The sequence below is a fragment of the Bacillus sp. AG4(2022) genome (assembly GCF_031844465.1).
GTDB lineage: Bacteria > Bacillota > Bacilli > Bacillales > Cytobacillaceae > Bacillus_AB > Bacillus_AB infantis.
This window is the reverse complement of record NZ_JAUZVH010000001.1, coordinates 417,857-441,806: the sequence shown is the minus strand read 5'-3', so window position 1 is coordinate 441,806 and position 23,950 is coordinate 417,857. Positions and strand designations below refer to the sequence as shown.

The 23,950-nt window shown below is 40.5% G+C and carries 31 protein-coding genes and 1 tRNA gene; 21 read left to right on the top strand and 11 right to left on the bottom strand.

The features are described from left to right. Positions 1–11 precede the first annotated feature (11 nt). A complete protein-coding gene (locus Q9R36_RS02210; RefSeq protein ID WP_009790949.1) occupies positions 12–185 on the bottom strand; it encodes an aspartyl-phosphate phosphatase Spo0E family protein in 174 nt (57 codons plus the stop codon). A gap of 322 nt (positions 186–507) precedes the next feature. On the opposite strand from Q9R36_RS02210, the gene Q9R36_RS02205 reads away from it, so the two are divergent. From Q9R36_RS02205 to Q9R36_RS02195, 3 genes are all read left to right on the top strand, one after another. Then, positions 508–1,215: a cytochrome c biogenesis CcdA family protein gene (locus Q9R36_RS02205; RefSeq protein WP_311224491.1), complete on the top strand. Its 708-nt coding sequence runs from the start codon at positions 508–510 to the stop codon at positions 1,213–1,215. A gap of 229 nt (positions 1,216–1,444) precedes the next feature. After that, positions 1,445–1,804 (top strand): response regulator, encoded by a 360-nt coding sequence (locus Q9R36_RS02200; protein WP_009790952.1) that lies wholly within the window; start codon positions 1,445–1,447, stop codon positions 1,802–1,804. A gap of 135 nt (positions 1,805–1,939) precedes the next feature. Next, entirely contained in the window at positions 1,940–2,434 is a 495-nt protein-coding gene (locus tag Q9R36_RS02195; RefSeq protein ID WP_101547531.1) for a CcdC family protein, read from the top strand. Positions 2,435–2,516: 82 nt separating this feature from the next. Here the strand turns inward: Q9R36_RS02195 and Q9R36_RS02190 are convergent, their stop codons facing one another. Next, positions 2,517–2,951 (bottom strand): DUF2621 domain-containing protein, encoded by a 435-nt coding sequence (locus Q9R36_RS02190; RefSeq protein WP_148975530.1) that lies wholly within the window; start codon positions 2,949–2,951, stop codon positions 2,517–2,519. A 160-nt stretch (positions 2,952–3,111) separates the two neighbouring features. On the opposite strand from Q9R36_RS02190, the gene Q9R36_RS02185 reads away from it, so the two are divergent. The 6 genes from Q9R36_RS02185 to Q9R36_RS02160 all read left to right on the top strand — a co-directional run bounded on the left by Q9R36_RS02185 (position 3,112) and on the right by Q9R36_RS02160 (position 6,692). After that, positions 3,112–3,456, top strand: a complete 345-nt coding sequence (locus Q9R36_RS02185) for a hypothetical protein (protein WP_311224490.1) — start codon at positions 3,112–3,114, stop codon at positions 3,454–3,456. A 79-nt stretch (positions 3,457–3,535) separates the two neighbouring features. Beyond that, positions 3,536–3,632 (top strand) — tRNA-Sec (locus Q9R36_RS02180). A 118-nt stretch (positions 3,633–3,750) separates the two neighbouring features. Next, positions 3,751–4,008: a hypothetical protein gene (locus Q9R36_RS02175; protein ID WP_311224489.1), complete on the top strand. Its 258-nt coding sequence runs from the start codon at positions 3,751–3,753 to the stop codon at positions 4,006–4,008. 69 nt (positions 4,009–4,077) lie between these two features. After that, positions 4,078–4,284: a hypothetical protein gene (locus Q9R36_RS02170; protein ID WP_311224488.1), complete on the top strand. Its 207-nt coding sequence runs from the start codon at positions 4,078–4,080 to the stop codon at positions 4,282–4,284. A gap of 156 nt (positions 4,285–4,440) precedes the next feature. Then, the gene (locus tag Q9R36_RS02165) at positions 4,441–6,168 is read left to right on the top strand and encodes an ATP-dependent nuclease (protein ID WP_311224487.1); all 1,728 of its coding nucleotides are present in this window, start codon (positions 4,441–4,443) and stop codon (positions 6,166–6,168) included. Between the two features lie 329 nt (positions 6,169–6,497). Beyond that, positions 6,498–6,692, top strand: coding sequence for a hypothetical protein (locus Q9R36_RS02160; protein WP_311224486.1), 195 nt, complete (start codon positions 6,498–6,500; stop codon positions 6,690–6,692). A gap of 62 nt (positions 6,693–6,754) precedes the next feature. Here the strand turns inward: Q9R36_RS02160 and Q9R36_RS02155 are convergent, their stop codons facing one another. Next, positions 6,755–6,961 (bottom strand): hypothetical protein, encoded by a 207-nt coding sequence (locus tag Q9R36_RS02155; RefSeq protein WP_311224485.1) that lies wholly within the window; start codon positions 6,959–6,961, stop codon positions 6,755–6,757. 93 nt (positions 6,962–7,054) lie between these two features. On the opposite strand from Q9R36_RS02155, the gene Q9R36_RS02150 reads away from it, so the two are divergent. Further along, a complete protein-coding gene (locus Q9R36_RS02150) occupies positions 7,055–7,231 on the top strand; it encodes a hypothetical protein (protein ID WP_311224484.1) in 177 nt (58 codons plus the stop codon). A gap of 190 nt (positions 7,232–7,421) precedes the next feature. Here the strand turns inward: Q9R36_RS02150 and Q9R36_RS02145 are convergent, their stop codons facing one another. Next, positions 7,422–7,673, bottom strand: a complete 252-nt coding sequence (locus tag Q9R36_RS02145) for a hypothetical protein (RefSeq protein WP_311224483.1) — start codon at positions 7,671–7,673, stop codon at positions 7,422–7,424. Positions 7,674–8,151: 478 nt separating this feature from the next. Here Q9R36_RS02145 and Q9R36_RS02140 point away from each other — a divergent pair, with 478 nt between their 5' ends. Together Q9R36_RS02140 and Q9R36_RS02135 are read left to right on the top strand one after the other, a co-directional pair. Then, positions 8,152–8,529 carry a hypothetical protein gene (locus Q9R36_RS02140; RefSeq protein WP_311224482.1) on the top strand — a complete coding sequence of 126 codons (378 nt, stop codon included), beginning with the start codon at positions 8,152–8,154 and terminating at the stop codon, positions 8,527–8,529. Between the two features lie 151 nt (positions 8,530–8,680). After that, positions 8,681–9,139 (top strand): hypothetical protein, encoded by a 459-nt coding sequence (locus tag Q9R36_RS02135; protein ID WP_311224481.1) that lies wholly within the window; start codon positions 8,681–8,683, stop codon positions 9,137–9,139. A 342-nt stretch (positions 9,140–9,481) separates the two neighbouring features. Here Q9R36_RS02135 and Q9R36_RS02130 read toward each other — a convergent pair whose 3' ends face one another. Then, on the bottom strand, positions 9,482–10,732 hold the full coding sequence (locus Q9R36_RS02130; protein ID WP_311224480.1) for an MFS transporter: 1,251 nt from the start codon (positions 10,730–10,732) through the stop codon (positions 9,482–9,484). A gap of 597 nt (positions 10,733–11,329) precedes the next feature. Here Q9R36_RS02130 and Q9R36_RS02125 point away from each other — a divergent pair. The 7 genes from Q9R36_RS02125 (at position 11,330) to Q9R36_RS02095 (ending at position 17,567) form a co-directional block, all read left to right on the top strand. Beyond that, positions 11,330–12,208 carry an ABC transporter permease family protein gene (locus Q9R36_RS02125; RefSeq protein ID WP_311224479.1) on the top strand — a complete coding sequence of 293 codons (879 nt, stop codon included), beginning with the start codon at positions 11,330–11,332 and terminating at the stop codon, positions 12,206–12,208. Continuing rightward, positions 12,201–13,127 (top strand): ABC transporter permease subunit, encoded by a 927-nt coding sequence (locus Q9R36_RS02120; RefSeq protein ID WP_311224478.1) that lies wholly within the window; start codon positions 12,201–12,203, stop codon positions 13,125–13,127. The genes Q9R36_RS02125 and Q9R36_RS02120 overlap by 8 nt, the downstream gene beginning before the upstream one ends. Positions 13,128–13,314: 187 nt before the next feature. Then, a complete protein-coding gene (locus tag Q9R36_RS02115; protein ID WP_311224477.1) occupies positions 13,315–14,409 on the top strand; it encodes an L-dopachrome tautomerase-related protein in 1,095 nt (364 codons plus the stop codon). 453 nt (positions 14,410–14,862) lie between these two features. Beyond that, a complete protein-coding gene (locus Q9R36_RS02110; protein ID WP_249276775.1) occupies positions 14,863–15,114 on the top strand; it encodes an ArsR/SmtB family transcription factor in 252 nt (83 codons plus the stop codon). A gap of 11 nt (positions 15,115–15,125) precedes the next feature. Next, positions 15,126–16,091: a TIGR03571 family LLM class oxidoreductase gene (locus Q9R36_RS02105; protein WP_311224476.1), complete on the top strand. Its 966-nt coding sequence runs from the start codon at positions 15,126–15,128 to the stop codon at positions 16,089–16,091. 37 nt (positions 16,092–16,128) lie between these two features. Beyond that, a complete protein-coding gene (locus Q9R36_RS02100) occupies positions 16,129–17,151 on the top strand; it encodes an LLM class flavin-dependent oxidoreductase (RefSeq protein WP_311224475.1) in 1,023 nt (340 codons plus the stop codon). A gap of 80 nt (positions 17,152–17,231) precedes the next feature. Then, entirely contained in the window at positions 17,232–17,567 is a 336-nt protein-coding gene (locus Q9R36_RS02095) for an IDEAL domain-containing protein (RefSeq protein ID WP_094767376.1), read from the top strand. 219 nt (positions 17,568–17,786) lie between these two features. Here Q9R36_RS02095 and Q9R36_RS02090 read toward each other — a convergent pair whose 3' ends face one another. Continuing rightward, positions 17,787–18,224 carry an Rrf2 family transcriptional regulator gene (locus Q9R36_RS02090; protein WP_101547548.1) on the bottom strand — a complete coding sequence of 146 codons (438 nt, stop codon included), beginning with the start codon at positions 18,222–18,224 and terminating at the stop codon, positions 17,787–17,789. Positions 18,225–18,397: 173 nt separating this feature from the next. On the opposite strand from Q9R36_RS02090, the gene Q9R36_RS02085 reads away from it, so the two are divergent. Further along, the gene (locus Q9R36_RS02085) at positions 18,398–19,270 is read left to right on the top strand and encodes an SDR family oxidoreductase (RefSeq protein WP_311224474.1); all 873 of its coding nucleotides are present in this window, start codon (positions 18,398–18,400) and stop codon (positions 19,268–19,270) included. A gap of 164 nt (positions 19,271–19,434) precedes the next feature. Here the strand turns inward: Q9R36_RS02085 and Q9R36_RS02080 are convergent, their stop codons facing one another. From Q9R36_RS02080 to Q9R36_RS02060, 5 genes are read right to left on the bottom strand one after another with little or no spacing between them, the layout of a single operon-like run. Next, complete coding sequence (locus Q9R36_RS02080) at positions 19,435–19,734, bottom strand: spore coat protein (RefSeq protein ID WP_094767373.1); 300 nt, start codon at positions 19,732–19,734, stop codon at positions 19,435–19,437. Between the two features lie 18 nt (positions 19,735–19,752). Continuing rightward, complete coding sequence (locus Q9R36_RS02075) at positions 19,753–19,947, bottom strand: hypothetical protein (RefSeq protein WP_094767372.1); 195 nt, start codon at positions 19,945–19,947, stop codon at positions 19,753–19,755. Positions 19,948–19,964: 17 nt separating this feature from the next. After that, a complete protein-coding gene (locus Q9R36_RS02070) occupies positions 19,965–21,101 on the bottom strand; it encodes a zinc-dependent alcohol dehydrogenase (RefSeq protein ID WP_094767371.1) in 1,137 nt (378 codons plus the stop codon). 18 nt (positions 21,102–21,119) lie between these two features. Further along, a complete protein-coding gene (locus Q9R36_RS02065; RefSeq protein ID WP_094767370.1) occupies positions 21,120–21,488 on the bottom strand; it encodes a spore coat protein in 369 nt (122 codons plus the stop codon). A gap of 16 nt (positions 21,489–21,504) precedes the next feature. Then, the gene (locus Q9R36_RS02060) at positions 21,505–21,750 is read right to left on the bottom strand and encodes a spore gernimation protein GerQ (protein WP_094767369.1); all 246 of its coding nucleotides are present in this window, start codon (positions 21,748–21,750) and stop codon (positions 21,505–21,507) included. A 1,081-nt stretch (positions 21,751–22,831) separates the two neighbouring features. Here Q9R36_RS02060 and Q9R36_RS02055 point away from each other — a divergent pair. Further along, complete coding sequence (locus tag Q9R36_RS02055; protein ID WP_396137101.1) at positions 22,832–23,812, top strand: SDR family oxidoreductase; 981 nt, start codon at positions 22,832–22,834, stop codon at positions 23,810–23,812. Positions 23,813–23,950: the final 138 nt, after the last annotated feature.

Here is a 23,950-nt window from a genome sequence, read left to right as displayed (position 1 = left end):
AAGCTGTTTTTCTATTGTGTCTGAACCTTTTTTATAAAAATACGGTTATATTCGTTCAAGAGATGGTCAAGCTCCTGACTGTACTTAATCGCAGCAGTTGAATGCAGGCCATTCTTCATGGCGACTTGGATTAGTTCAGCCCGCTTATTCTCAATCAAAGACAGTAGTTCTTGTTTTCCTGCCACGGCTGATAGTCCTTTCCTGTGGATTTAAAAGAGGCCCCATTTTATTATTGTCTGTATGTAAGTTTCCAAATCAAAACCATGTAAAAACATGAAAGATTATAACAAATAATGTTAGTTACTCATACAGTATATCGAATAATGGTAATAAATTCAAAAGAAAGTTTCTCTGATATGACAAAAACATTATCAAAATTATAACATGTCCTTTATATGTTTTTAATATAATTATAGTAGGTCACAAAGTGTTCACAAGGTGTCCATTATCTTTCTTGGCGGGATTTTGTTAAAATGGTAAAGAATCAAGAAAAAGTAGGTGTCTTGAATGACTGATGTCAATATATTCATCGCCCTTGGAGCGGGCTTCCTGAGCTTCATTTCTCCCTGCTGCCTGCCATTGTATCCCGCATTCTTATCATACATAACCGGCATGTCAGTGGGCGAGCTGAAAGAAGAAAACGCGATGCTGCAGAAGCGCAGCATGCTGCATACCCTTTTCTTCCTGCTCGGGTTCTGCATTATTTTCATTGCCCTCGGCTTTGGGGGATCTTTTATCGGAAGAATATTCAGCGATTATAATGATCTGATCAGGCAGATCGGCGCCATCTTTATCGTCATTTTCGGATTGATGGTCGTCGGCGTTTTCAAGCCGGAGGCGCTTATGAAGGAAAGGCGCCTGGAATTTAAAAACAGACCTGGCGGCTACCTGGGTTCAGTCCTCATCGGCCTTGCATTTGCAGCAGGCTGGACGCCATGCACAGGACCGATCCTTATGTCGGTATGGGCGCTCGCTGCTTCTAATCCCGGCTCAGGCCTTGTGTATATGATCGCCTATTCACTCGGATTTGCGATTCCATTCTTCGTGCTGTCATTCTTTATCGGCAAAATGCAATGGATCCGCCGCAATAACGTGAAGATCATGAAGATCGGCGGCTATCTGATGATTGTGATGGGTGTGGTACTGTTCTTCAACTGGATGAACCATATCATTTCGATTCTCACAGCTCTGTTTGGAGATTTTAAAGGTTTCTAAAGGACGGCCCGGCGAAAATGCCGGGTCTTCTTTTATATTTCCATCATTTACTACTTGAAAAATAAAGAAAAAGCGAAATTTGTCGGATTCTATGGATTGAATTCTCCCTCACATTCCGTTATATTGAAATATGTGCTCTTTTGTCTGAAACTGTTTTTTGACGTGTGAAAATATAGAAAGATACATAATAATAGATTGATTTCTGTTGCAGTGTCGAGGGGGAACCAGCATGGCAAGAATATTAATTGTAGATGACGCAAAATTCATGAGACTCACTTTAACCGGCATCTTAAAGAAAGCCGAACATGAAATCGTCGGGGAGGCCGAAAACGGCCGCGAAGCAATTGACCTTTACCGCGAGCTCAAGCCGGAGCTTGTAACCATGGATATCACCATGCCTGAGATGAGCGGCCTGGAAGCCATGAAGGAAATCAAACAGGAATTTCCTGACGCCAAGGTAGTCATGTGCTCAGCGATGGGCCAGCAGAAGATGGTAGTCGAAGCCATCGAGGCCGGCGCCAAAGATTTTATTGTAAAGCCATTTGATGAAGGCCGCGTGCTCGACGCAGTCAACCGGGTCCTCAGCTGACCCAAAGCCATTTAAGCCTGCTTAAATGGCTTTTCTTTTTGCACCGATGTCCAAAGTCCTGAAAAATATTTTCTAAACAGAGGAATTTAGGATATAATATAATGGTAAATATTAAACATAAAAAGGATGAATGCTATGAACATGGTTGTAGCTTCTTCAATCGGAGCCATCTGCATGGCTGTATTTGTCATGTTCATCCGAATGCGGGCAGCCAAGAAACCTGCTTCAGCCAAAAAGATCATCTTGCCGCCGCTTTTCATGAGCACTGGCGCATTGATGTTCGTCTTTCCGTACTTTCGCGTCACACCGCTTGAGATATTAGAAGCTGCCGGAGTCGGCATGCTGTTTTCAATCCTGTTGATCAAAACCTCGGCATTTGAAGTGCGTGATAATGATATTTTCTTAAAAAGATCAAAGGCCTTTGCCTTTATCCTGGTCGGCCTTCTTGTCGTCCGGATTGTGGCCAAGCTGATTCTCAGCTCCACGATCGACGTCGGCCAGCTGAGCGGCATGTTCTGGATCCTTGCTTTCGGCATGATCGTCCCTTGGCGGATCGCCATGTACCTGAACTACAAAAAGATCTACAATGAGCTCAATGGTACATCATTGGATACAAAGACAACCGTATAAACAGTGAAAACATCGAACTCGCTTTCGGTGTTTTTTATTGGGCAAAAAGAAAAAAACCATTCCGCGTACAGCAGAATGGTTTCTAGAATAAATGCTCATAAGGAGCCATATCAATTTGTCTTTCAGTCAGTTTGCGGCGCAGGAATTTATGGTCGCGCTTTGGAGTCGCCTGAATATAACCGCGGATGATAAGATCCTCCGTAATGCGCTTTGCTTTCTCATTCAATGCCAGCTCGCCGATCTTCCCGGCAATCTTCTGCCGAGCCACATCACGGAAAAGCTCAGGCACCGGACTCACCAAATCCTCCAAGAGCACCTTCTGATCCTGGGCCCACAGGCTCCTCGTCTTATCCACATAATGCTCTTCCCAATCAAGGATCGACTTCCCATCCTCTTTAGGCATCCGCTTCAAAAACTTCCGGAACATAAAAAAGCCGCCGATCGCAAACAGTGATACCAGCACAACCACCCAAAACAAAATAAATACCAAAAACCAGCCAGTAAGCTCTGTTGTCATTCTATTCACCTACATTACATTCTCTTATTTAATTTTATTATAAGCATATGAAGGGAAGGAGACAAGCCGAATCCTGCATAAAAAGTGAAACATAGGGGAAATGGCCAAGCCATATAAACTTGTTTGATGGTACAATAAGGAAAAAGAGGAGGGGAACATAATGGAAAGCAGAAGCAGTCTTCAGGAGGAAAAAGAAAAGCTCCAAAAACAAAAGGATGGGCTATTATTGCAGATTTTCCTGCGCATCGCTCTTCTCGTGGCAGCAGGTATCGCCTATGGACTTTTTATGAGCTTTTTCAGCCCCATTGAAGGCACAGTTGAAACCCTTATCTTCTTTATCCTGGCCGCACTGGCCGTCTTTTTATGGATCCGCTTTATGGTCCAGCTTTTTCGAATATACAAGGTGCAATTTGAAATCAATAAGAATAATAAAAAGCTGCTGAAAAAGATCGCGGAAGAAGACCAGGGCCAGAACAATGGCAAAGGAACCGGCAGCTGGAGCTAAAGGCTTGAAAAGCAGCCCAAAATCCGGCATAATATCATTATGCTAAATAACAAAAGCAGCACATAACTGTTTTACTCATGGGGCTGAATGGGGTACTGGTGTCCCTCACGGTCTTCAAAACCGCTCGTGACCTGCGTGCCAGGTCAGCTGGGTTCGATTCCCAGGCGGTCCCGCCATAATATACATATTAGTGCCGTACAGTGATGAGACTGTGCGGTTTTTTTATTGTTTATTGCTTAAATGTGTGTGGGGTCAGGCCACTGACTGTAGGAACGTTGTCAAGATGAATCATACATGAAGCAACGATTAGATAGTAAGGTTCTGAATATTAGTGAAATACAGCAAAAAGCCATAGATAAAATAGTGTTATATAGAAATGAATTTGCACATTTTAAACCAAAAGCATTATCAGTTATTACAGAGGGTGAAGATTGGATTGTGAAAGAAGTGGTTGCTGTAATTAAATTTCTTGCTTTGGATTCCGGAAATGTTAATTATTTCGAGGATGGGATCTTTGAAAAAGTAAAATCTCTTATTGATGGATTTAAATAGCAAGCAGGACATTTATCTCTACTTATTCAATATTAGAAATGTAAATAATATATGGCGAGAGGGATAATTATGGAATACAATTTTTTGTATTTAATTGAAACAGGTAACAATAGCGTAGTTGTGTCAGCTAAAAACAGTATAGAAGCTGTTAGTCTATGGATCGAACAAAAAAATAAAGAACGTGAAGCAGACGGACGCCTTATAAAATTTAATCCCCAAAATTATTCAGTAAAACAAATTGAGCGAGAAGATTTGATTATAGGAGCACCCAAGTAAATTGGGTGCTTTTTTATTTGGGGAGGTAATTGGGAGGGATGCCCCTATTGAAAAACACTATTTCTTTTATTATTGTTTGAATTTTTGCAATTATTATGTAGTTTTTTGTTAAATAATGTATAATTATTCTAAACCGTGTCCTCAGGAGGGGTAAAATTGGAGCAAGGAAATCAAAGACCTAGACTTCAGAAGTTAATAATTAGGAATTTTAGAGGAATAGGTTCGAATCCGGTAGAAATAGAGCTCGATGATATTGTTGTTTTAGTTGGTCCCAATAATGCTGGTAAAAGTTCAATTTTAAGGGCATATGAAGTTGTTATGAGTGACGGTTCAAAAAAGAGTGAGTTAACATTAGATGATTTTCCTAACGGAACTATCTGTTCTGAAAACTTGCCTGAGATCATTCTCCACACAATAGTTTATGATAACTTACCTGCAGACAAATGGATTGACAAATCGACGGGAGAAAACCTAATAAAAGAGAGATGGATATGGAATACAGTAGGGAAGCCCAAAAGGAGCGGTTGGGATGCTGTAAACCAAGTATGGGATGAAACATTGGTTCCTTGGGGAGCAGCAAACGTTGCTAATTCTAGAAGGCCTTTACCTCATAAAGTAGACGCATTTTCAGATCCAGGAGAACAAGCATCTGCTATTATAAAATTACTATCGACCATCATCGCTAATCGTGTCAAATCTTTAACAGTAAAGAATGGTGATGAACAGGAAGAATTGACTGACTTTGGTAAGCTATTGGAACAGGTTAAGGAAATACAAAATAAAATAATTGCCGAATCAAAAGAAGAAATTGAAAAAGCTGAAGAAGGAATTTCTGATTTAATCAAAGAAATTTTCCCTAGTTATAAAATTAAGTTTGATGCAAGACCAGAAGATGATCTTGAAAAAAGCATTAATTTATTTAAAGCAGGTTCTAAACTCCTGATGGGTCCTGAAAATGGGTATCAGAGTACAATAGACCGTCAGGGAAGCGGTGCAAGAAGAACTCTGTTATGGGCTGCATTGCAATATATATCTGAAACCTCTTCTACCAATGAGAGACCCAATGTATTGTTATTAGATGAACCTGAGATTTGCTTACATCCTAATGCCGTACGAGAGGCCTGTCGGGTACTTTATGAATTACCCTCAAAGAGTAATTGGCAAGTAATGGTGACAACCCACTCTCCAACTTTTGTAGATTTTTCAAAAGATAATACTACTATTATTAGGGTGGAGCGTGATTTGTCTGGTGAAATAAAAGGAACAACACTATTTAGACCTCAAAGGGTGCGATTGGATGACAATGATAGGAGACTCTTAAAGTTGTTGAACTTATGTGATCCGTATGTTGCTGAATTCTTTTTTGGTGGGCATTCAATTATTGTAGAGGGAGACACTGAGTATACAGCCTTTAAACACATAATATCTAAATTTCCTGAACAATTTAAGGATGTTCACATAATAAGAGCTCGAGGGAAAGCAACTATTATTTCTTTAGTGAAGATATTAAACCATTTTGGTACAAGCTATTCAGTTCTTCATGACAGTGATTACCCTACGTTACGAAATGGTAATAGAAATCCAGCATGGACTAATAATCAAAATATATTGAATGCAGTGTATGAACATGACGACCCTTCAAAAGTAAGATTGGTAGCTACGATGAAAAATTTCGAATTTGCATTTTTAACAAATGAAGTTTCTGAAGAAAAACCATATAATGCTTTACTTCAGCTAAGTGAAAATCAACAAATGGCTGAAAATATTCGATTATTAATACTAGCCTTAATTGATCATTCTTCCCCTACTCCACCTGGATGCTTAGAATGGAATAATTTAGAGGAATTAGCCCGGCATTATAATGATAAAGTTAGCTCTAATTAAGTAAAAAAAGGATGCATATTATATATGTATCCTGTTTTTTATAAGCCAGGTCGTAAAAATTCCCCTTTGCTCCCGTTTACTCATATGAAGATAGTATTTAAAATTAAGGGCGTTAAATCTTCTAAGCCTGTGTCAAAATTAATCAAATTAGAGTTATGAAGAAGCTAATGGATAAAATTTTGAATTGTAATAAGTAAAAAAAATAGGTGCCTGACCCCACGTTTATTAAAGCTTTAAAGTGTGTGGGGTCAGGCACCATTCTTTTAGAAGTTGGAACAATATGTTGGAAAGTTAAAGGGGAAAGCTATTAACGTGTAGGAGGTATTCAAATGAAAAAGGTTTGGTTAATATTTACATACCTACAAAGACAAACACTATCCACTTTAAGAGTAACTCTAAAAGCAAAATTTAAGGGTATAGAAAAAAGAAAGAGAGATGGGGACTGGTTTGAATTTGCTAAAGAAGATGTAAAATATGCTAAGTCGAACTATCCCGATTTCAATTTGACAAATGCAAGCATGTGACGCCCTTCTCAAGGGTGATTTTGTTTTGATTAATTAAAAAGCACCCCGAAGGATGCCAATAATTATGCATATTTTTTATAATTACAATTTGTACATTTTGCCATAGGAATACCATCGTTATTTAATTTCTTATAGATCATATCAAAGGAAGGATAAGTCCGATCCAACCGATCAAATTCCTCTTCCCAGTTAGGATTTCGTGTCAGTGTAATTTCTTCACATTTAGGGCACTTTTCAGATGGATAATTGGCCACGTTTTCTTCGTTCATTTATTATTTCTCCCCTTTCCTTTTATATAATTCTACAAATAGGAGGATTTTCCTTCGTTTGTGGTGAATTTTGTAAAAAAGGGGGTGTTAAGAATGGTGAACTATAAACCTGGACAAAAACCAAAAGACTCTGGGCAATTTGTTGAGGTAGGGCCGCGCGGTGGTAGGAAAGGTAATATTGAAGTAACGGGAATAGAAGGAAAGCCTCTACCTCCGACATCAAAGCCAGGAAACCAATGGAAACAAGTTGATAAAACTAAACACAAATAAATATATTGAAGGGGGATGAGGAACAGGCTTTCCAACGTCCTCTTTCATTTTTTCTATAAGTTGTTGTTTTTCTTCCTTCTAAGGAAAATAGGTGCCTGACCACACATTCATTAAAGCTTAAAGTCTGTAGGGTCATGCACCTTTCTACGAGTTGTTGGAAAGGACGGAAAAAGGTGCGAAGCTTTCGTCCTTATAGTTCGAAATTATTGAACGACTCAGCTATTTCCTCATTATCTGATTTTCTGCCGTACTCTATCTTCGTAAGCAAGTCCGCAATTTCTCCACGAAGTTTTCTAATGTTCTGGTCCAATGCACCATCCATCCTACTGATGTTTCCATTGTACCCATAAACTCTCCCTTGCTCTAAATCTTTTAATCTATGCGCAATTTGAGATATTTCACGCTCATATCGGCCTCGCACATCTATGATTTTATCCTCCATAATTAAATCCTCCTATTGAGTTCTCTTTTAAATATATTTCGAAAATTTCTAAGTGTCAATTATGTGGAAATTTGGTGCTTGCCCCCACAAGTATTAAAGTCCTAAAGTGTGTGGGGCAGGCACCATTCTTTCTAATTACTACTGCGGTAGTCCCCTTGGCAGTTGGGTAGCTTTTAAAAGTAGTCCCAAACTTGTAAAATCAAAATAGAGTCTAAATATGTATTAAAAACCCAATGGAATTTCTGTAGCAAATAGGGATTTTTCAACAATACCTTTCGAGCCATTCCCATACCTAAATCAAAGGCAAATATCACCTAAGTTTAAAAAACAGTGCTGGTGAAGTAAAATTATATAAAAGTACAACTACTGAATTGACTCATTATCCCATGCCAAAGATAAAATTAGATATGTGGAGTGATAATCTTGAAAGAAATGAAACTTGAAGTATGGAGACCCCATAACAAAGATAGTGGGTGAAATGGAGTACGTCGAAATAATTTTATCTAATAATCTTACATTAATCTTTGAGGACATAAAAGGAACTAAAATAAAGTTTATATACGATCAAAAAATTAATGGAAGTGTTGTTTGGGCAAGCCGCTTTACTGATGATTTTATAAAAGGAGACATTTCTCATCTTACTGCAGATGCAAGAGAGAGAGGATTAGGTTCCCGCACATCTCCTTGGTCATTGTATAAAGTGGTGGATAACTCCGACTTTTTGCAGTGGTATGATACCTTACCTGGTCCAGGAAGTAAGGAGTACCCACACATTCAGCATCATGTGTTTGCTACGTCAGAAATTTTATACGAGATTTTAAGTGAAAATGAACCTAAAATTGAGATTATCAGTTAACTAGAGCCAGAGGGAAAGGTCCCTTGGTTCTTTTTTGGTATGAGCCAAAGGACCTGCCCCTCTGGCGCAAGAAAAAAAATTCTCACACCATGTCCATTTCCTATTCAAATCCATATATAAGAGATGAACAAACATATAGGAGTGAATAGGAATGCATATGCAGATCAAAGGGTGGACTCAGTTTATAAGGCTGGTTCGGTGGAGTGTGGTTTTTTATCATGTGGAGGGCTTGTGGTTATATTTGCTGCTGAAGAGTGATGTGAAGTTGAAGGAGGGGGGGCCGTGTGGGAAGATTATGCTGATTACGGGGCAGTGTGTCAATTCTATTCATTTACTGCGGGAGGACCTGTGGTTTTTTTACGTGAAGAAGAGGGATTATAGTAGTCATTCGCGGATTCAGAGTCCAATAAAGCAGCTGGAAAAGCTCGGTCTGTTTACGGCGGAGCTATTTCTGCTTGGTTTTTTGTTCAAGGTGCCTGGTGGGAGGGAGGCTTTGAATGGTCGAAAACAGGCTGAAACGGAAGAGGCAAGTACTGCCGAGGTACAGCCTAAAAACAGACCAGAAATTTTTTTATCGTCTGAAAGTGAATCGGTCGTGGAGGACACGTGAATCGAACCTGAATACACAATAGAGAAAAGAAATAAAGAAAGAATAGAAAGAATAAAAACAACAACAACAGCATCTCTGAAGAAGTCCTGAGAGCAAAAATCGCTGCTGTTGCTGACCACTCATGAGTGATGAGGGGCAAAAACTTTTTCCTAACAACAATGGAGTTAACAGTCATTGAACAGGATCTGTCAGCTACTATATTCAACTGAGCACCTGACAGCATTTATGGACTAGCAGTGAAGGAACAGCGTGCATCATTACACTTTGATAAATACGCTGTTGCTCAACCTTAACTTAAATTGATCCGTCCTTTACTGATATAATCGAAAAAAATAAACCCGCCTACGCTGAAGGCGAGTTCACTTTCTGAATGACAGTCTCAGAACGATCTTGCGATTGCAATTGCTGCTGTCTTAACCTCCACCATCCGATTGAAACCGCAATGATGGAAAATGCGCACGTGATTGTGAGTACAGTGGCTCCATCAAGCTTTAATAAAAGAACTCCTCCCAATAAAACACCAATTGGCTGCGCTATAGTGGCTCCTGAAGATAATACCCCCATTGCGCTTCCTAAAATGTTAACTGGTATAGCTTCCTGCAGAGTTGTTTGAAAAATGATCGTTATTGGCGCAGCGAGCAATCCGAATAGGCCGAAAGCTATTAAACTGAATACGATTGAATCTAAGAAATTGCTGCCCATGACGGCTGCTAATGCTGATCCAATGTATAAAAATATAGAGGTATTAAAATTTATCTGTTTGAATTTGTATGTGAAAGCTGCCCCTATTAAGGTGCCAGCGCCAATGGCAGTGAAGCACAATCCTAGAGCAGCTGAGCCATTAATTTTCAAATCAGAAAATAGAGTTGGCAAAAGAACATCCATGATCATAACGAATGACATATTGGTAAATACAGCTGAAGAAATAGCAATGAAAATCCATTTTTGCTCTTTCAGATCTCTGACAGTTGTCTTAAAGGCAGTCATCACACTCTTATTTTGATTAGAAGTGTGAGGTATTTTGACTTTAACTAACAGAACGATATAGCAAAGGACAGAAAAAAATGACAGGATAACAGCCACAATCATGGATAGGGAAAAACCGCCTGTCAGCAGAAGTATCCCGGCCGCGCTGGTTCCCAATAAATTGGTCACTTGTGTGACAACCGTTATCACACTATTAACGGACTTTAACTCCCCAGGATTGCATAATATCGGAACCAGAGTCCTTTCTAAGGGATTGAGAACAGCAGATGAGATCCCTATGAATATGACGACTCCTGCATATATCCAATAATTTGCTCCAGAAGGATCAATTTTTAACCATCCCACCACCAGCAGAAGCAAAAGAGAAAAAAGGTGCCAGATGCTTGACCACAGTCCTAAAGGTATTTTTTTCATACGGTCAATGGCAATTCCGCTTAAAGTAGTTAATAAAATGCCCGGTATGTAACGGAAAGCCATGAGTGATCCAAATACCAAAGGAGAATTTGTTATATTAGTGAAATACCAAGCCAGTGTTAAGAAAACAATGCTCGATTGCAAGGACTGAGTCCCTAAAGCAATTACTATTATGCTTACTCTCTTATTCATACTCCTTTACACCTTGTTTCATATACTCCATCAAGCTCCAACGTTGAGTTGGATAATTCATTGAACTTATATTGCTCTCCCAAATACAATCACCAGCCTTGTTGAAATTCTCCATTATTTTGTGGATTTTTTTCCTACTAACCAATCTTACTTTAAATTTACTATTTTTGGTATTGGGAAAATGATTAAGCAGTTCCTTCCTCCCGTATGAAGCGTTATAATCTAAATCAACAAGTGGTTTACAAATGGAACAGTTCTTTAACTAATGTTAACCTCACATAAAGTATAAAAAACCCTGTTAATTGGAGTGCAAGGCACGCAGACTCCAGCGGGAAAGCAGCGGCAATGCTGAGACCCCGCAGCGCGCAGCGGGAGGAGGCTCAGCGTCGCCTCGCGGAAAGCGAAGTGCCTGGAACGGAAATGAACAGCCCCATGATACCGCCACCCTTGTAAATTTTTATAAATCTCAGTTGAAAAGAAAGAAGATTATCAGGGTACCCTCAAACGGTCTTATCTTTCATACTAATAAGAAATTAATCGGTACTGACCGCCGTTAACTCACCTGCAAAATTAAGCAAGCTAAAGGAAGGATAATCCATGTATTATATTAGAAGCATACTAACACAAACTGCAGGATTCCTTGTTCTGTTGCTGGTTGCTGCACTGCCATTATATCTATATAACTTGGATGGGAAGGTCATTTTTCTTCCTTCAAATATTCCAGGCGAGGTACTTGCTTTCATAAAAGGTCTATTTACAGGTGAGTCCTACTATTACATGCAGGGGGACAGAAGGAGATTTTTGCTTTTTGACCTATTGAGCTTTTTTAGTGTCTCATATGTCTATGTCTCAGTCTCATTAGCTATTGTTATTGTATTATCCTTTATTTTTGGTATATGGCTATGGAAGAAAAGTGAAAAGTGGGTAAACTCCATATTAGGATTTGTGGGGTTTATACCGGATTTCATTTTAGTTTTAATGCTTCAGCTTTCTGTTACCTATATTTATAAACAAACTGGTATGCGCGTTGCAAAGGTTGCTTCGTTATCGCTCGAGGAACCGGCCATTTTACTGCCCGTTTTGACGTTAACGATCCTGCCCCTTTTGTATTTAGTCCGTTCCTTAAACGACCGCACTTTTGAGGTGGCTTCTGAAGATTACATACTAACAGCTGTTTCCAAGGGACTTACGAAGAGGCAGATTTATCTTTACCATGTGACCAGCAATGTACTTCCTTTTTTAAAGGCTGATATCTATAAGATCGTAGGGATCACGACAGCTAATCTTTTTATCATCGAGCATCTTTATAATACTAGGGGATTAACGGAAATCCTATTCGAGTATCCGGAGAACTTTGGCTACCAGTATAATCTTGTAGTCATTTCCCTGCTTTCTTTTTTTATCCTGTATATCGCTGTGCTATTTACGATGAAGCTCATTATATTCGGAATAGAGAAGGTGTTGCTGCGTGGGTAAATGGAATCTGAAATTAAAAGCAGGCATACTGCTGCTCATCTTCTTCTTCATCCTTTCATTAATAGGTCCTTATATTGCCCCCTATGGAGTAGACGAGCTGTCCGATGTTCAGTACGTAAAAACAGAATCAGGAAATAAATTAATAGCACCTCCATATCCTCCATCCGTAAAACACCTGTTTGGCACAGATCAATGGGGCTATGACATTTTATCCCTCCTATTGTATGGAGCAAAGTATACTTTTTTCACTGTATTAATCTGTGCTTTTTTGCGTTCCGTAATAGGTGGTGCGCTTGGGCTTTATTTTGCTGTCAGCAGCAGATCGTTTGCTGGCAGGAAAGAAAGGAAAAAGATTTCCAATCTATTAAGCGGATTTCCTGTCTTCATTTTTGTCTATTTTGTTCTCATCCGCTTGAATTTTGTCCCGGTATGGGGTGAAAACTCCTTAATCCTTCTCACTGGGACCCTTATAGTGATTCTGGGGATTAACGAAGTGTATAATGTCGTATTTGCCAAAACAGCAGAATTAAAAACCAGCCTCTATGTTTTAGCTTCTCAAACGATAGGCGGGAGCCGCTGGCACATTGCTAAAACTCATATTCTACCTGCATTGAAAGGCCAGTTCATGATTATCTTTATAAATGAAGTTATACTGGTTCTTCATTTAATAGGGCAGCTGGGCATATTCAGTATATTTCTAGGCGGAACATTTGTCCGGATGGATCCAGTTATTTATATATCAATGACAAAAGAATGGGCCGGTCTCATTGGCCAATTCAGATCAGCTTTCTATTATTCTCCTTGGGTCATCCTTTTTCCGCTAGCCGCATACCTCTTGCTGCTGTTTTCATTTTACTTAATTCTCCAGGGCTTTGTTCAGAAGGAGAGAGTAAAGCATAGGAAGGCTCCTATAATATAGCGTATGTCCGGGGCTTTCCCGAATACTCTTGCTGCCTGCTAATTGAATTCTCCTTGACCCGAAACTGAAAATTTTTAAAACAATCAATTAAACCGTCCTACATATAGATACTTACTGAGAAACATGCACTAGAAAAAAATTACATCATATATAGGTTATATCCCGTTTGAGGTCTGAGGAGGATATTATGAAACCTATATTACCCAGTGAAAAATATTTCGGTAATTTAGAATTGGTGTATACATTTTATGGGCCTATGCCTACAGGTGTTACGGTTTCAGAAAATGGCCGTATTTTCGTTTGCTTTCCGAAATGGGGAGACGATGTTAAATTTACGGTGGCGGAAATGGTTGGGGATCAATTGCAGCCTTATCCTAATTTACAAACCAATTTGGCTAACCCCGAGAATGTCACAATGACCTTCATCAGTGTCCAAAGTGTAGTTGCGGATGGTTTGGGCACTCTTTGGGTATTAGATACAGGAGCACCTAATTTTTCTGTACCCATTAAAGGCGGGGCAAAATTAGTGGCTGTAGATTTAAAAACCAATACGATTAGAAGGGTATATACCTTTACAGATGATGTTGTCCTGCCAACAACATATCTGAATGATGTACGTTTAGATTTTCGTGTTGGAAAAGCAGGTTATGCCTATATAACGGATTCTTCATCAAGAGGGCCAGGAGCTATTATCGTCGTAGATTTAGCAAATGGAAACGCATTTAGACGGTTAAATGGAGCCCATTCAACTTCGCCTGATCCCTATTTTATACCGAAAGTAGAAGGCCAAATCTTAATGAACCGAAACAAAGACGGTTCAACTTCACCATTTAGATTGGCGTCTGATAGTCTTGCGATTTCTCCCGAAGGAAAGATAGTATATTTTGCTCCGCTAAGCAGCCGTCATTTGTTCTCGATCTCAACAGAAGCCCTCAGGGACAGAACGATACCGGACACGGATTTACCTTATCATGTGGAATATTTGGGTGAAAAAGGGGCATCTGATGGAATGATTACCGATGCAAAAGGAATCGTTTATGCCGGGGACTATGAAAATAACAGTATCCGTAAGATATTTCCGAATGGAGCAATCGAAACCATCGCACATGATCCAAGAATATTATGGCCGGATACTTTTTCAATTGGCCCTGATGGATACTTATATGTCATTGTAAACCAATTGCATCGGCAGGCCAGATTCCATTATGGAAGAGATTTACGGGAAAAACCTTATAGTTTACTTCGTATGTATATTGGGGAATTACCTGCTCCAGCCTTTTAACCATGAGGGTCTACTTACTTCACTGCAGCTGGTATTTTAGGATGTTATTCAGCATTGTCAGGAATTCAGAAACAATATTGCTGCCCAGTATCAACTAATGGTATAAGCTAAAAATAATGGAAGAAGTTCAAAGATGGAGTGGCGAAACCGTCGGAAAAACCTGTTATTTGCAGGTTTTTTTATTGTCTTATTTTAAGATAGGAGATTTTTTCCGTAGCTCCTTCGAAACAAATCTTTTGCTTTGCACAGAACAGATAGGTAATATATGAATATCGCGAATTGCCGATTTGGCGTGACGCTTTCAGATCTCTATCCAGCTTCCATTGAGATAGTGATAATCAATATAGAAAGAGGCAAATGACATTGAAGCAGGAATTGGAACGCTTAAATGATGAACAAGCCGTTGAAATTTTTAAGGCATTGTCAAACCAGACGAGGGTGAGCATTCTTCAAATGTTAAAAGATCCCGAGAGTCATTTTTCACTGCAAGCCCATATTATTGCTGATGAAGGATTTAAAGGCGGGGTTTGCGTAGGGGATATCAGAAGTAAGGCCGGGATTTCGCAATCCACAACTTCACAGTATTTATCGATTCTGCTGCAAAGCGGACTGGTTGAAATGAAGCGAATTGGACAATGGACATATTATCGCCGTAATGAGGAGACAATTAAAAAGTTCGAAAAATACATTGGTACAAAAATTTAAGGAGAATTGAAGTGAGTTTATTACAGCATCGAGCATTTAACAGATTGTACCAGCAGGATAAAATGACGCTTGGTTTCTCGATTCCGACGGCAAGGATGTCGAAATATCCGATTATGGAAAATCAGCTGCCGCTTGCCCGCAAAATTGAAAACCATGGTTTCGCGGCATTGTGGCTTCGGGACGTTACGATTCAGAATTTGAATATTGATGATAATGGGCAAATGTATGATATATGGATTTATTTGACCTATCTTGCGGCCCATACCAGGAATATTGCACTTGGGACGGCGAGTGTGGTCCTCCCGCTGCGCCATCCTGTCCGGGTGGCAAAGGAAGCATCATCTATTGACCGGCTGTTTCCCGAACGCCTGATCATGGGAGTGGCCTCAGGAGACAGGGATAAAGATTTCACAGCCCTAGGAATCTCCAAGCTCGAAAGTGGAAATCTGTTTAAAAAGAATTATGCATTCCTTGAACGGCTGTTAAAGGAGGAGAATCCGACCATCAGCAGTGATTCAGGCATGATCGATGGAACCGATATGAGAATGTTTCCCAAACCTTTTTCAGCGATTCCGACCATGGTGACAGGATTCACAAATCAATCGATTGAATGGATCGCACAGAATGGGGACGGCTGGATCCAATACCCGAGGAACATGCCACAGCAAACTCAATTGATTAAAGATTATCGCGAGTTGTCGGAAATTCACGCCCCTGGAGTGTTTAAGCCTTTCACCCAGACTTTATTTATCGATTTATCGGAAAATCCCGATTTATCTCCTGTTCCGATTCCGTTAGGATTTCGTGCAGGGCGCAAGCACTTATTGGAAATTCTGTATCAATTTCAATCCATTGGTGTCAATCACCTGGCTTTTGTATTGTATTTTTCAAGGCGCCCTCCCGAGGAAGTCATCCAGGAGCTTGGAGAGTTTGTGCTGCCTTACTTTCCGACTCATGAAATTCCAGTAATAGATTAGTTTTTAAAAATATTTGATAAGGAAAGAAGATGAACTTATGTCTAAACATGCAAATAAACTAAACGAAATTCCATTCTCTGTGCTTGATCTTTCGCCGATAACAGCCGGAAGTACTCCTGCTGACTCTTTCCGCCATACATTGGAACTCGCACAGCTTGCTGAGAAACTTGGCTACAACCGTTTTTGGCTGGCAGAACACCATAATATGCCGTTTATAGCCAGCTCCGCCACTTCTGTTGTGATGTCCCATTTGGCAGCCGGTACATCAAAAATCAGGATTGGTTCAGGTGGAATCATGCTTCCGAATCATGCCCCGCTGGTAATTGCTGAGCAGTTTGGCACTCTTGAATCATTATACCCGGGGCGAATTGACCTTGGTCTGGGACGGGCACCTGGTACAGATCAGGGGACCGCTCGCGCATTGAGACGCGACTTGAGAAGCACAGGAGATGACTTTCCTGAGCAATTAGCGGAACTCCGAGGTTACTTTGATCCATCCCTGGCACAAGGGAACCCTATAAAAGCTATTCCTGGTGAAGGTTTGAATATTCCAATCTGGCTGCTGGGTTCAAGCGGCTTCAGTGCGCAGCTGGCCGGAGAACTGGGTTTGCCATTCGCGTTTGCCGCCCATTTTTCGCCGCTTAACACTCTGGGTGCACTGCAGATCTATCGCAAAGCGTTTAAGCCTTCGAATGTTCTCGATAAGCCGTATGCGATAGTGGCATTGAATATCATTACAGCAGAAACCGATAAAGAGGCAAAGCGCCTTTTTACCACCATACAGCAGCAATTTTTGAATCTGATGAGCGGCAGCCTTATCCCGCTTCAACCACCGGTAGATGACATATCCGAAGTGGCCGGCAGCTACCAGTTAAAGGCACTCGAGCAGCAATTAGGCTCATCGATTGTCGGCAGCAGGGAGACGGTAAAGGAAAAACTGCATACATTTTTGGAAGAGAGCCAGGCAGATGAAATCATGACCATTGCCCAAGTGTACGATCACAAAGCCCGCCTGCGATCATACGAGCTTCTGGCAGAAATAACAAATAGCGAACGGTAAAAAGGAGGACATCAGCAATCAAGCCTAAAAGTTATAGTTACTCGCGGTTTAGCCGAAAAATTTAGAGAGGTGAATAAAGAATGACTGCACATAAAGATCCCATTTTAAAAGCAGGGGATTGGGTAAAGGGAAAGTCAATCGATGGGGAGCTGCTAATGGGTTATATAGAATCTCTTGCTGCCCAGGGTGGGGCTCTGAAAGTAACAGCCGTTACATCTGATAATGATATGGCTGTTGGGAAAACTATTCTAATGCAGAGCAAAGATGTGAAGAAATTGCCGGAAACGAAAGTATCAAACAAAGAGCAAATTCGTTTTCTGATTGATTTGGCGCTTTCTACAGGAGACGAGGAATGGTTTATAGAACTTTCTTCTCAGATAAACTCCATGAGGCAGCTTGTTGATTCCATTAGATAACGCAAAAGAAGAAATGTCGATTCGGCAGGATGAGTGTCTGTAAGTTCCTTGCAAGGCTGGGAAGCGGCAGGCACTTTTTTCTCCTATCTGCCATTCTCCCCTAACTTAGTGAGGAGTGATTCAGCTGCAGGACCAAATGGACAAAGTGCTTTTTCGTTCACTTACTTTCGGCCAAACTTGGGAAAAAATTAAAAGACATTCTATATGAATGCCTTTATATTAACAGTCGATATTTGATTTTTCACCAATATCCTTAACAACATCCTCGAGCAGCACGTTACCCAATACTTTCTCCATTGCTAACTGTGCAGCTGAAAATATCGGCTCAATTGTGTTTTGGATGTGCCTTCCCACCGGACAGTCGGGATTAGGATTTTCATGCATTCCAAACAACTCATTATCTTGTACAACATTAACAGCCTTGTATACGTCAAGGAGTGTAATTTCCGACATTTCCCTGGCAAGCTTGGCTCCTGCGATTCCTGGGTGCACCTCTACCAATCCTGCTTTCTTTAACATCCCCATAAGTTTCCTGATTACAGCAGGGTTCGTGTTAACGCTAGAGGCCAGAAAATCGGAAGAGCTAATCCCGTCCTTATTAAACTCAATCAACGACAATATATGAATTCCTACAGAAAATCTACTGCTGATGGACATAAAGCATCCCTTCCGTTTGTAATTAATTCGATTACAGGTTTATTATACCTTAAAATCATGAAGAATAACAAAGGGCAAACCGTTTATGTTGACTTGACACTCTCTTGTAATTATAATGATTACAGGTAATTGAATTGGTTACAACCGTAAAGTGAAACTAGGAGGACTTTATTATGAAATTATTAGTGACAGGCGCCACAGGAAAACTTGGAACAAAAATTGTGGATTCTTTATTAAAAACTGTTCCAGCTGAGCAAGTGGCTGTCAGTGTCCGTAATCCTGAAAAAGCTGCAGGATTAGAAGCTCGCGGAGTAGACGTCCGTAAGGGTGATTTTGACAGCCCGGAAACATTGGATACAGCTTTTGCCGGCATTGACCGCTTGTTAATCATTTCTGCTGATGGGGACAATGAAACAAGAATCCGCCAGCATGGAAACGCGGTCGCTGCTGCGGAGCGCGCCGGTGTTAAATTTATTGCTTATACAAGTATAGCCAAAGCTTCTGAAAGCACCAATCTAATGGCTCCGCCTCATGTTGCCACTGAAGCAGCCATCAAGAAAACAGGGATCCCTTATTCATTTCTCCGCAATAACTGGTACCTCGAGAATGAAATTCCAACCATCCAGGCTGTTTTGGCTGGGGCACCATGGGTTACATCAGCAGGTAATGGCAGAGTAGGCTGGGCAACGCAGCAGGATTATGCAGAAGCTGCTGCTGCAGTCCTCTCTGGTAGTGGTCACGAAAACACAATCTACGAACTGTCAGGGAAATTATTGACCCAGGAAGAACTTGTATCCGAACTGGGGAATGTCCTGGGGAAAGATGTCAATGTGCAGCAGGTGGATGACACTGCCTATGCGGCTATCATGAAAGATGCAGGTCTCCCTGAGTTCATCATCCCGCTCCTGGTAGGCATTCAGGAAAGCATTCGCAGCGGCTCTCTGGAAGTTGAAAGCAACGATTTCGAAAAGGTTCTGGGACGTCCTGCCACACCTGTCAAAGAGGCATTAACTGAAATGGTCAATGAAATCTCCCAGACAAGATAAACAAAATTAAACCGGCCTTTCTTCGATAGAAATGGCCGGTTTTTATGTTCGTTGATGTTTTAAAAGCAGGAAGGCTTCTTCTATAGATACTCTTATGATGACACCAGGCAAATGGTTTCTAAAATACTTTGCCTGCAGTAGTTTTAAACTGTTCCCTGAATATTTTATAATGTCGGTAAGTTCAATGCAGTATCAATATTAGTTAAATCCAAACTGATCTGTTCGTTTGTATCATAAGCATGATACCATCCTTTTGCTGCCATATAAGTGGATATTTGTTCATGCATATCAAGAGCTTCCACTAAATGGCGGGTGAGTATTTCTTTAATTTCCGGTGTTCCTGACTCCGTAACTGCCATGGCATAATTTCTCACTCCGCTTTTAGCTGAAATGAGCAGATCCATTGCAACCACTTGATCTGATAATGCATTCATGCCAGTTAAATTTTCAATGATTGGATTCATTTTCATCCACCTCCTAATTTACTGCTTAGCATTCGAAAGGATAGAAGCATATTCTTGTAATTGTCTCGTAGATACATCAATGTCCTGCAGCATAATATCTTTTAATTGAGGGTCTGTAACCAACGCTTTCATCGTTTTGGACTTTGTTAGGCAATTGGTCTTAAATGCAGCCATCTCATGAACCTCAAGAACTTCATGCAAGGCGTAGTTCATTTTTTATTCCTCCTCCCTTAAGGTTTCAGCACAACTTTAATACATTCATCCATTTTTGTGTCAAATATCTCATATCCATGTTTTGCTTCGCTGAGAGGAAGGACATGACTTACTACATCACTTGGGTCAATCTTGCCAGTCGATACCAATTCAAACATGTATGGCATATAATGGATGACAGGGGCCTGTCCGGAGCGGATATTGATATTCCGCTGCATAATATCTCCAAAAGGGAAACCATTATATCTGCCGCCGTAAACGCCCGTAACTTGAATGGTCCCGCCTTTACGCACTGCTTGTGAAGCCATGATAAACGCACTTAATGCTCCCCCTTGAAGCTTCATTCCACTCGCAAGGAATTCCATATCAGTCATTTTACCGTCCATACCAACTGCATCAATGACAACATCAGCACCGCCCTTTGTCATTTCTTTCAAATGCATTCCCGCATTTTCAAATTGTTCAAAATTAACAATTTCAACTTTGTTGGTACGTTTGGCATGCTGCAGACGGTAGTCGACATAATCTACCGCAATGACACGCTTTGCACCTTTTAACCAGCAGAATTTTTGAGCAAAAAGACCAACCGGACCGCATCCTAATACAATAACTGTATCTCCACTTTTTACGCCTGCATTGTCGACGCTCCAAAAACCAGTAGTCATCGCATCGGCAATAACGGATAACTTTTCATCTGGTTCTTCACAAGTCTCAGGAATTTTGAAATGAGTAAAGTTGGCAAACGGCACTCTTAAATACTCTGCTTGTCCGCCTGGATAGCCGCCAGTCGTACCAGAATATCCGAAATATGCACCCATATCGCCATTATCATTAGAATTATCACATTGGCTTTCCAAATGGTTTTTACAATACATACATTCCCCGCAGGCAATGTTAAAAGGAATAATAACACGATCCCCTTTTTTTACTTTCGTTACATTTGGTCCAACCTCTTCAACAATCCCCATCGGTTCATGACCGATAATATAGTCTTCCTGCATGTTTGGAATCATTCCATGAATCAAATGTAAATCAGATCCGCATATTGCTGTACTCGTTACTTTAATTATCATATCATCTGGTTTTTCGATCTTTGGATCTGGAACTTCTTTGACTACAACATTTTTAATGCCCTGATATGTTACTGCCTTCATGTTATACAGCCTCCAGTGTTATTGTTCATCAGGTGTCCGGTCAAACATACCTTTTCTATTGGTTTCAACAGGGAACAGATTCATTTTGCCAATCATCAGTGTATTGTTGGCAGAGAGCTGATCTAGTTTATACTGTTCACTTAGTTCGTGTGGGTGGAACCATTTTTTGCTGACCATCAGGTCTGTAATTTCCTGATGCATGGTAATACCTTGCATTAATTGGTTTCGTAAGAGGGTTCTAACATCAGGTGATGCCGACTCCGTTAATGCGACAGCAATATTACGCACACCTTCTTTAGCACGAAGGAGGAAGTCCATGGCAAATGTGGTATCAGCCAGTTCAGGTACATGTAATGAGTTTATAGGGTCTAAATAGTCATTATTCAATGAAGTTGCCTCCTTTTCAATTTACTATTGGTGTAGGGCGGTTTTGAGGAACAGGAGCTTCAAAAGGTGCACGCTGATAAATCGCCTGTAATTCTCCAAGCGATTGGATAGATTGTTCAACATCTTTTTTCATTAATTCTCTCAAATCCTGATCAAATACCAGACCTTGCATTAGTTTTGATTTCGCCAGGCAAAGGGTTTTAAAGTTAATAACTTCATGCAGATCCAATGACTCATGATCGGCTAATTTTTGAACGTCCATTCTGGTGACCTCCTTATTGACTTGTACAAAGATATAGTTTCAAAATTTACAGCAAATTATCCCGATTTTTTTAGGGTATTTTTTAGTTAAAACTGCAGGAGGAAAAAAGAAGATTTAAGGAGAAATGAAATGCACAGTATTTATTAGAATAAGCAAAAAAGCGAGGGGGGCAATGATGAATTCACTGTATTTATTTGAATATTCCCAGTGATGAATATATTGTATTTTTCTTCAGTTTTATGTAGTGAAGTAAAAAGTCTGTTTTCAGTAAATAGAAAAGAAAAAATAGCTATTAAAAAAAGCCTGTATCCATGAATCTAATTGAAGATACAGGCATTTTCTTTTACTCGAAACTTTATGACGCCCAAATTTGAATATTAGATAATAGAGTAGTTAAAACCATACCTGGGATTAGTATAATAAGGCGGTCTCCAACCAATTTCCGGCATTGGCCAGGAATGGTTGATATAATCCATCCTTACTTTTTGATCTGAATGATTGACCAGCAATAATTTTACTTCAGGACTAAACTCGAAATTCAAATGGCTGCCTCCTTAACATTTTTTCTTACTTTTTACCTTATTCATACTAATTGGATATGGAGCATGTACCACTTTCTTAAAACGGTCATGAACAAACATCTGAGCCGATAGAAAGAGGATTTTACTTTATTGGAAAACAGGCACTTCGTTCAGACGCCCAACATAGGTTAAACATAAAGTTTTAAACCTGGAGGTTTCCTATGAGTCAAGAAAATCAGAATCGCGAAATGCCGCAAGTGGATCAGATGCAAGACATCGAATTCACGGATCAAATGGATATGATGGATCAAATGCCGGAAATGAATCAATCGCAATTGTATCAACCTCAAATGTATCAGATGCAGCAAGCCAATCAGATTCCCCATTATCATATGCCCCAAATGCAGCAAGCCAATCAGATGCCACAGTACCCAATGCCTCAAATGCAGCAAACCAATCAAATGCCCCAATATGTTATGCCGCAAATGGGCCAGCATGCTGGTAATGGGATAGGGCAATATCAATACGGAGATATGATGGGGAAATATCAGCAGAGTAACATGATGGGCCTGAAGGAGCAAAAGAAGCTGCAGGAGATCCAGCAGCTGCAGCAAGCATTTGATGCCAATAAAGTGGAACACCCATACCCGATGTATCCTAATTATGGAAAAATCATTCAATATGAGGAAATACCATTAAATTTACCTGAACAACGCCAGCTTTTCCATCCTGGTGTGGAAGGGTTAATGGTGCCCCGGCCGATCATTGAAAATCCCAATTATAAAGGAAGCGGAAAATTAAAGGGAAAGGTTGCGCTCATTACAGGCGGTGACAGCGGTATTGGGGCTGCGGTAGCGATTGCGTTTGCCAAGGAAGGCGCTGACGTAGCCATTGCTTATTTAAATGAACATGAGGATGCAAACCGCACCAGAATGAGGGTTGAACAACTTGGCCAGCGCTGTTTATTAATGCCTGGCGACTTGCGGGATAAAAGGCAATGTGTCGCCATTGTAGAGCAAACGGTAAGGACATTCGGCCGCCTGGATATACTCTGTAACCATGTGGGGATCCAGTTCCAGCAGAAGAGCTTGACGGACATTACCGATCAGCAATTCGATGACACATTTAAGGTAAATATCTATTCCCACTTCTACACAACAAGAGCCGCTCTTCCTTATTTGAAGCCGGGAAGCTCGATCATCCAAACTTCATCTGTTGTTACTTATGTTGGCGAAAAACAAATGATTGATTATACTGCCACAAAAGGCGCCAACGTAGGATTCACCCGGGCACTGGCCAAAAACGTGGTGAAAAAGGGAATCCGCGTTAATGCAGTAGCGCCCGGACGAATCTGGACGCCGCTTATCGCTGCGAGCTTTTCGTCAGACCAAGTGGCGGTGTACGGAGCCTCTAATCCTATGCAGCGTGTGGCCCATCCATTTGAATTAGCTCCAACATATGTATATTTGGCATCCGATGACTCACGCTTTGTCACCGGCCAAGTGCTGCATGTGGACGGCGGAGAATCTACTCATTCATAAAAGAATGCAGTATTTCCCACATCTAGATAAAGCGCAGCCGATTTCCAATTATTGTGGGGAATCGGTTTTTTATTGGTATGAACCTTGAAAAAACCGCTCTACTAAGGAGCGGTTTTTACAAACGGATTATTCTGGCCC

What these genes read in the sequence shown, in the direction of transcription:
- Q9R36_RS02205 (WP_311224491.1), top strand. Translation starts at nt 508, where the DNA reads ATGACTGATGTCAATATATTCATCGCCCTTGGAGCGGGCTTCCTGAGC.
- Q9R36_RS02200 (WP_009790952.1), top strand. Translation starts at nt 1,445, where the DNA reads ATGGCAAGAATATTAATTGTAGATGACGCAAAATTCATGAGACTCACT.
- Q9R36_RS02195 (WP_101547531.1), top strand. Translation starts at nt 1,940, where the DNA reads ATGAACATGGTTGTAGCTTCTTCAATCGGAGCCATCTGCATGGCTGTA.
- Q9R36_RS02190 (WP_148975530.1), bottom strand. Translation starts at nt 2,951, where the DNA reads ATGACAACAGAGCTTACTGGCTGGTTTTTGGTATTTATTTTGTTTTGG.
- Q9R36_RS02185 (WP_311224490.1), top strand. Translation starts at nt 3,112, where the DNA reads ATGGAAAGCAGAAGCAGTCTTCAGGAGGAAAAAGAAAAGCTCCAAAAA.
- Q9R36_RS02175 (WP_311224489.1), top strand. Translation starts at nt 3,751, where the DNA reads ATGAAGCAACGATTAGATAGTAAGGTTCTGAATATTAGTGAAATACAG.
- Q9R36_RS02170 (WP_311224488.1), top strand. Translation starts at nt 4,078, where the DNA reads ATGGAATACAATTTTTTGTATTTAATTGAAACAGGTAACAATAGCGTA.
- Q9R36_RS02160 (WP_311224486.1), top strand. Translation starts at nt 6,498, where the DNA reads ATGAAAAAGGTTTGGTTAATATTTACATACCTACAAAGACAAACACTA.
- Q9R36_RS02155 (WP_311224485.1), bottom strand. Translation starts at nt 6,961, where the DNA reads ATGAACGAAGAAAACGTGGCCAATTATCCATCTGAAAAGTGCCCTAAA.
- Q9R36_RS02150 (WP_311224484.1), top strand. Translation starts at nt 7,055, where the DNA reads ATGGTGAACTATAAACCTGGACAAAAACCAAAAGACTCTGGGCAATTT.
- Q9R36_RS02145 (WP_311224483.1), bottom strand. Translation starts at nt 7,673, where the DNA reads ATGGAGGATAAAATCATAGATGTGCGAGGCCGATATGAGCGTGAAATA.
- Q9R36_RS02140 (WP_311224482.1), top strand. Translation starts at nt 8,152, where the DNA reads ATGGAGTACGTCGAAATAATTTTATCTAATAATCTTACATTAATCTTT.
- Q9R36_RS02135 (WP_311224481.1), top strand. Translation starts at nt 8,681, where the DNA reads ATGCATATGCAGATCAAAGGGTGGACTCAGTTTATAAGGCTGGTTCGG.
- Q9R36_RS02130 (WP_311224480.1), bottom strand. Translation starts at nt 10,732, where the DNA reads ATGAATAAGAGAGTAAGCATAATAGTAATTGCTTTAGGGACTCAGTCC.
- Q9R36_RS02125 (WP_311224479.1), top strand. Translation starts at nt 11,330, where the DNA reads ATGTATTATATTAGAAGCATACTAACACAAACTGCAGGATTCCTTGTT.
- Q9R36_RS02115 (WP_311224477.1), top strand. Translation starts at nt 13,315, where the DNA reads ATGAAACCTATATTACCCAGTGAAAAATATTTCGGTAATTTAGAATTG.
- Q9R36_RS02110 (WP_249276775.1), top strand. Translation starts at nt 14,863, where the DNA reads ATGTTAAAAGATCCCGAGAGTCATTTTTCACTGCAAGCCCATATTATT.
- Q9R36_RS02100 (WP_311224475.1), top strand. Translation starts at nt 16,129, where the DNA reads ATGTCTAAACATGCAAATAAACTAAACGAAATTCCATTCTCTGTGCTT.
- Q9R36_RS02095 (WP_094767376.1), top strand. Translation starts at nt 17,232, where the DNA reads ATGACTGCACATAAAGATCCCATTTTAAAAGCAGGGGATTGGGTAAAG.
- Q9R36_RS02090 (WP_101547548.1), bottom strand. Translation starts at nt 18,224, where the DNA reads ATGTCCATCAGCAGTAGATTTTCTGTAGGAATTCATATATTGTCGTTG.
- Q9R36_RS02085 (WP_311224474.1), top strand. Translation starts at nt 18,398, where the DNA reads ATGAAATTATTAGTGACAGGCGCCACAGGAAAACTTGGAACAAAAATT.
- Q9R36_RS02080 (WP_094767373.1), bottom strand. Translation starts at nt 19,734, where the DNA reads ATGAATCCAATCATTGAAAATTTAACTGGCATGAATGCATTATCAGAT.
- Q9R36_RS02075 (WP_094767372.1), bottom strand. Translation starts at nt 19,947, where the DNA reads ATGAACTACGCCTTGCATGAAGTTCTTGAGGTTCATGAGATGGCTGCA.
- Q9R36_RS02070 (WP_094767371.1), bottom strand. Translation starts at nt 21,101, where the DNA reads ATGAAGGCAGTAACATATCAGGGCATTAAAAATGTTGTAGTCAAAGAA.
- Q9R36_RS02060 (WP_094767369.1), bottom strand. Translation starts at nt 21,750, where the DNA reads ATGGACGTTCAAAAATTAGCCGATCATGAGTCATTGGATCTGCATGAA.
- Q9R36_RS02055 (WP_396137101.1), top strand. Translation starts at nt 22,832, where the DNA reads ATGATGGGCCTGAAGGAGCAAAAGAAGCTGCAGGAGATCCAGCAGCTG.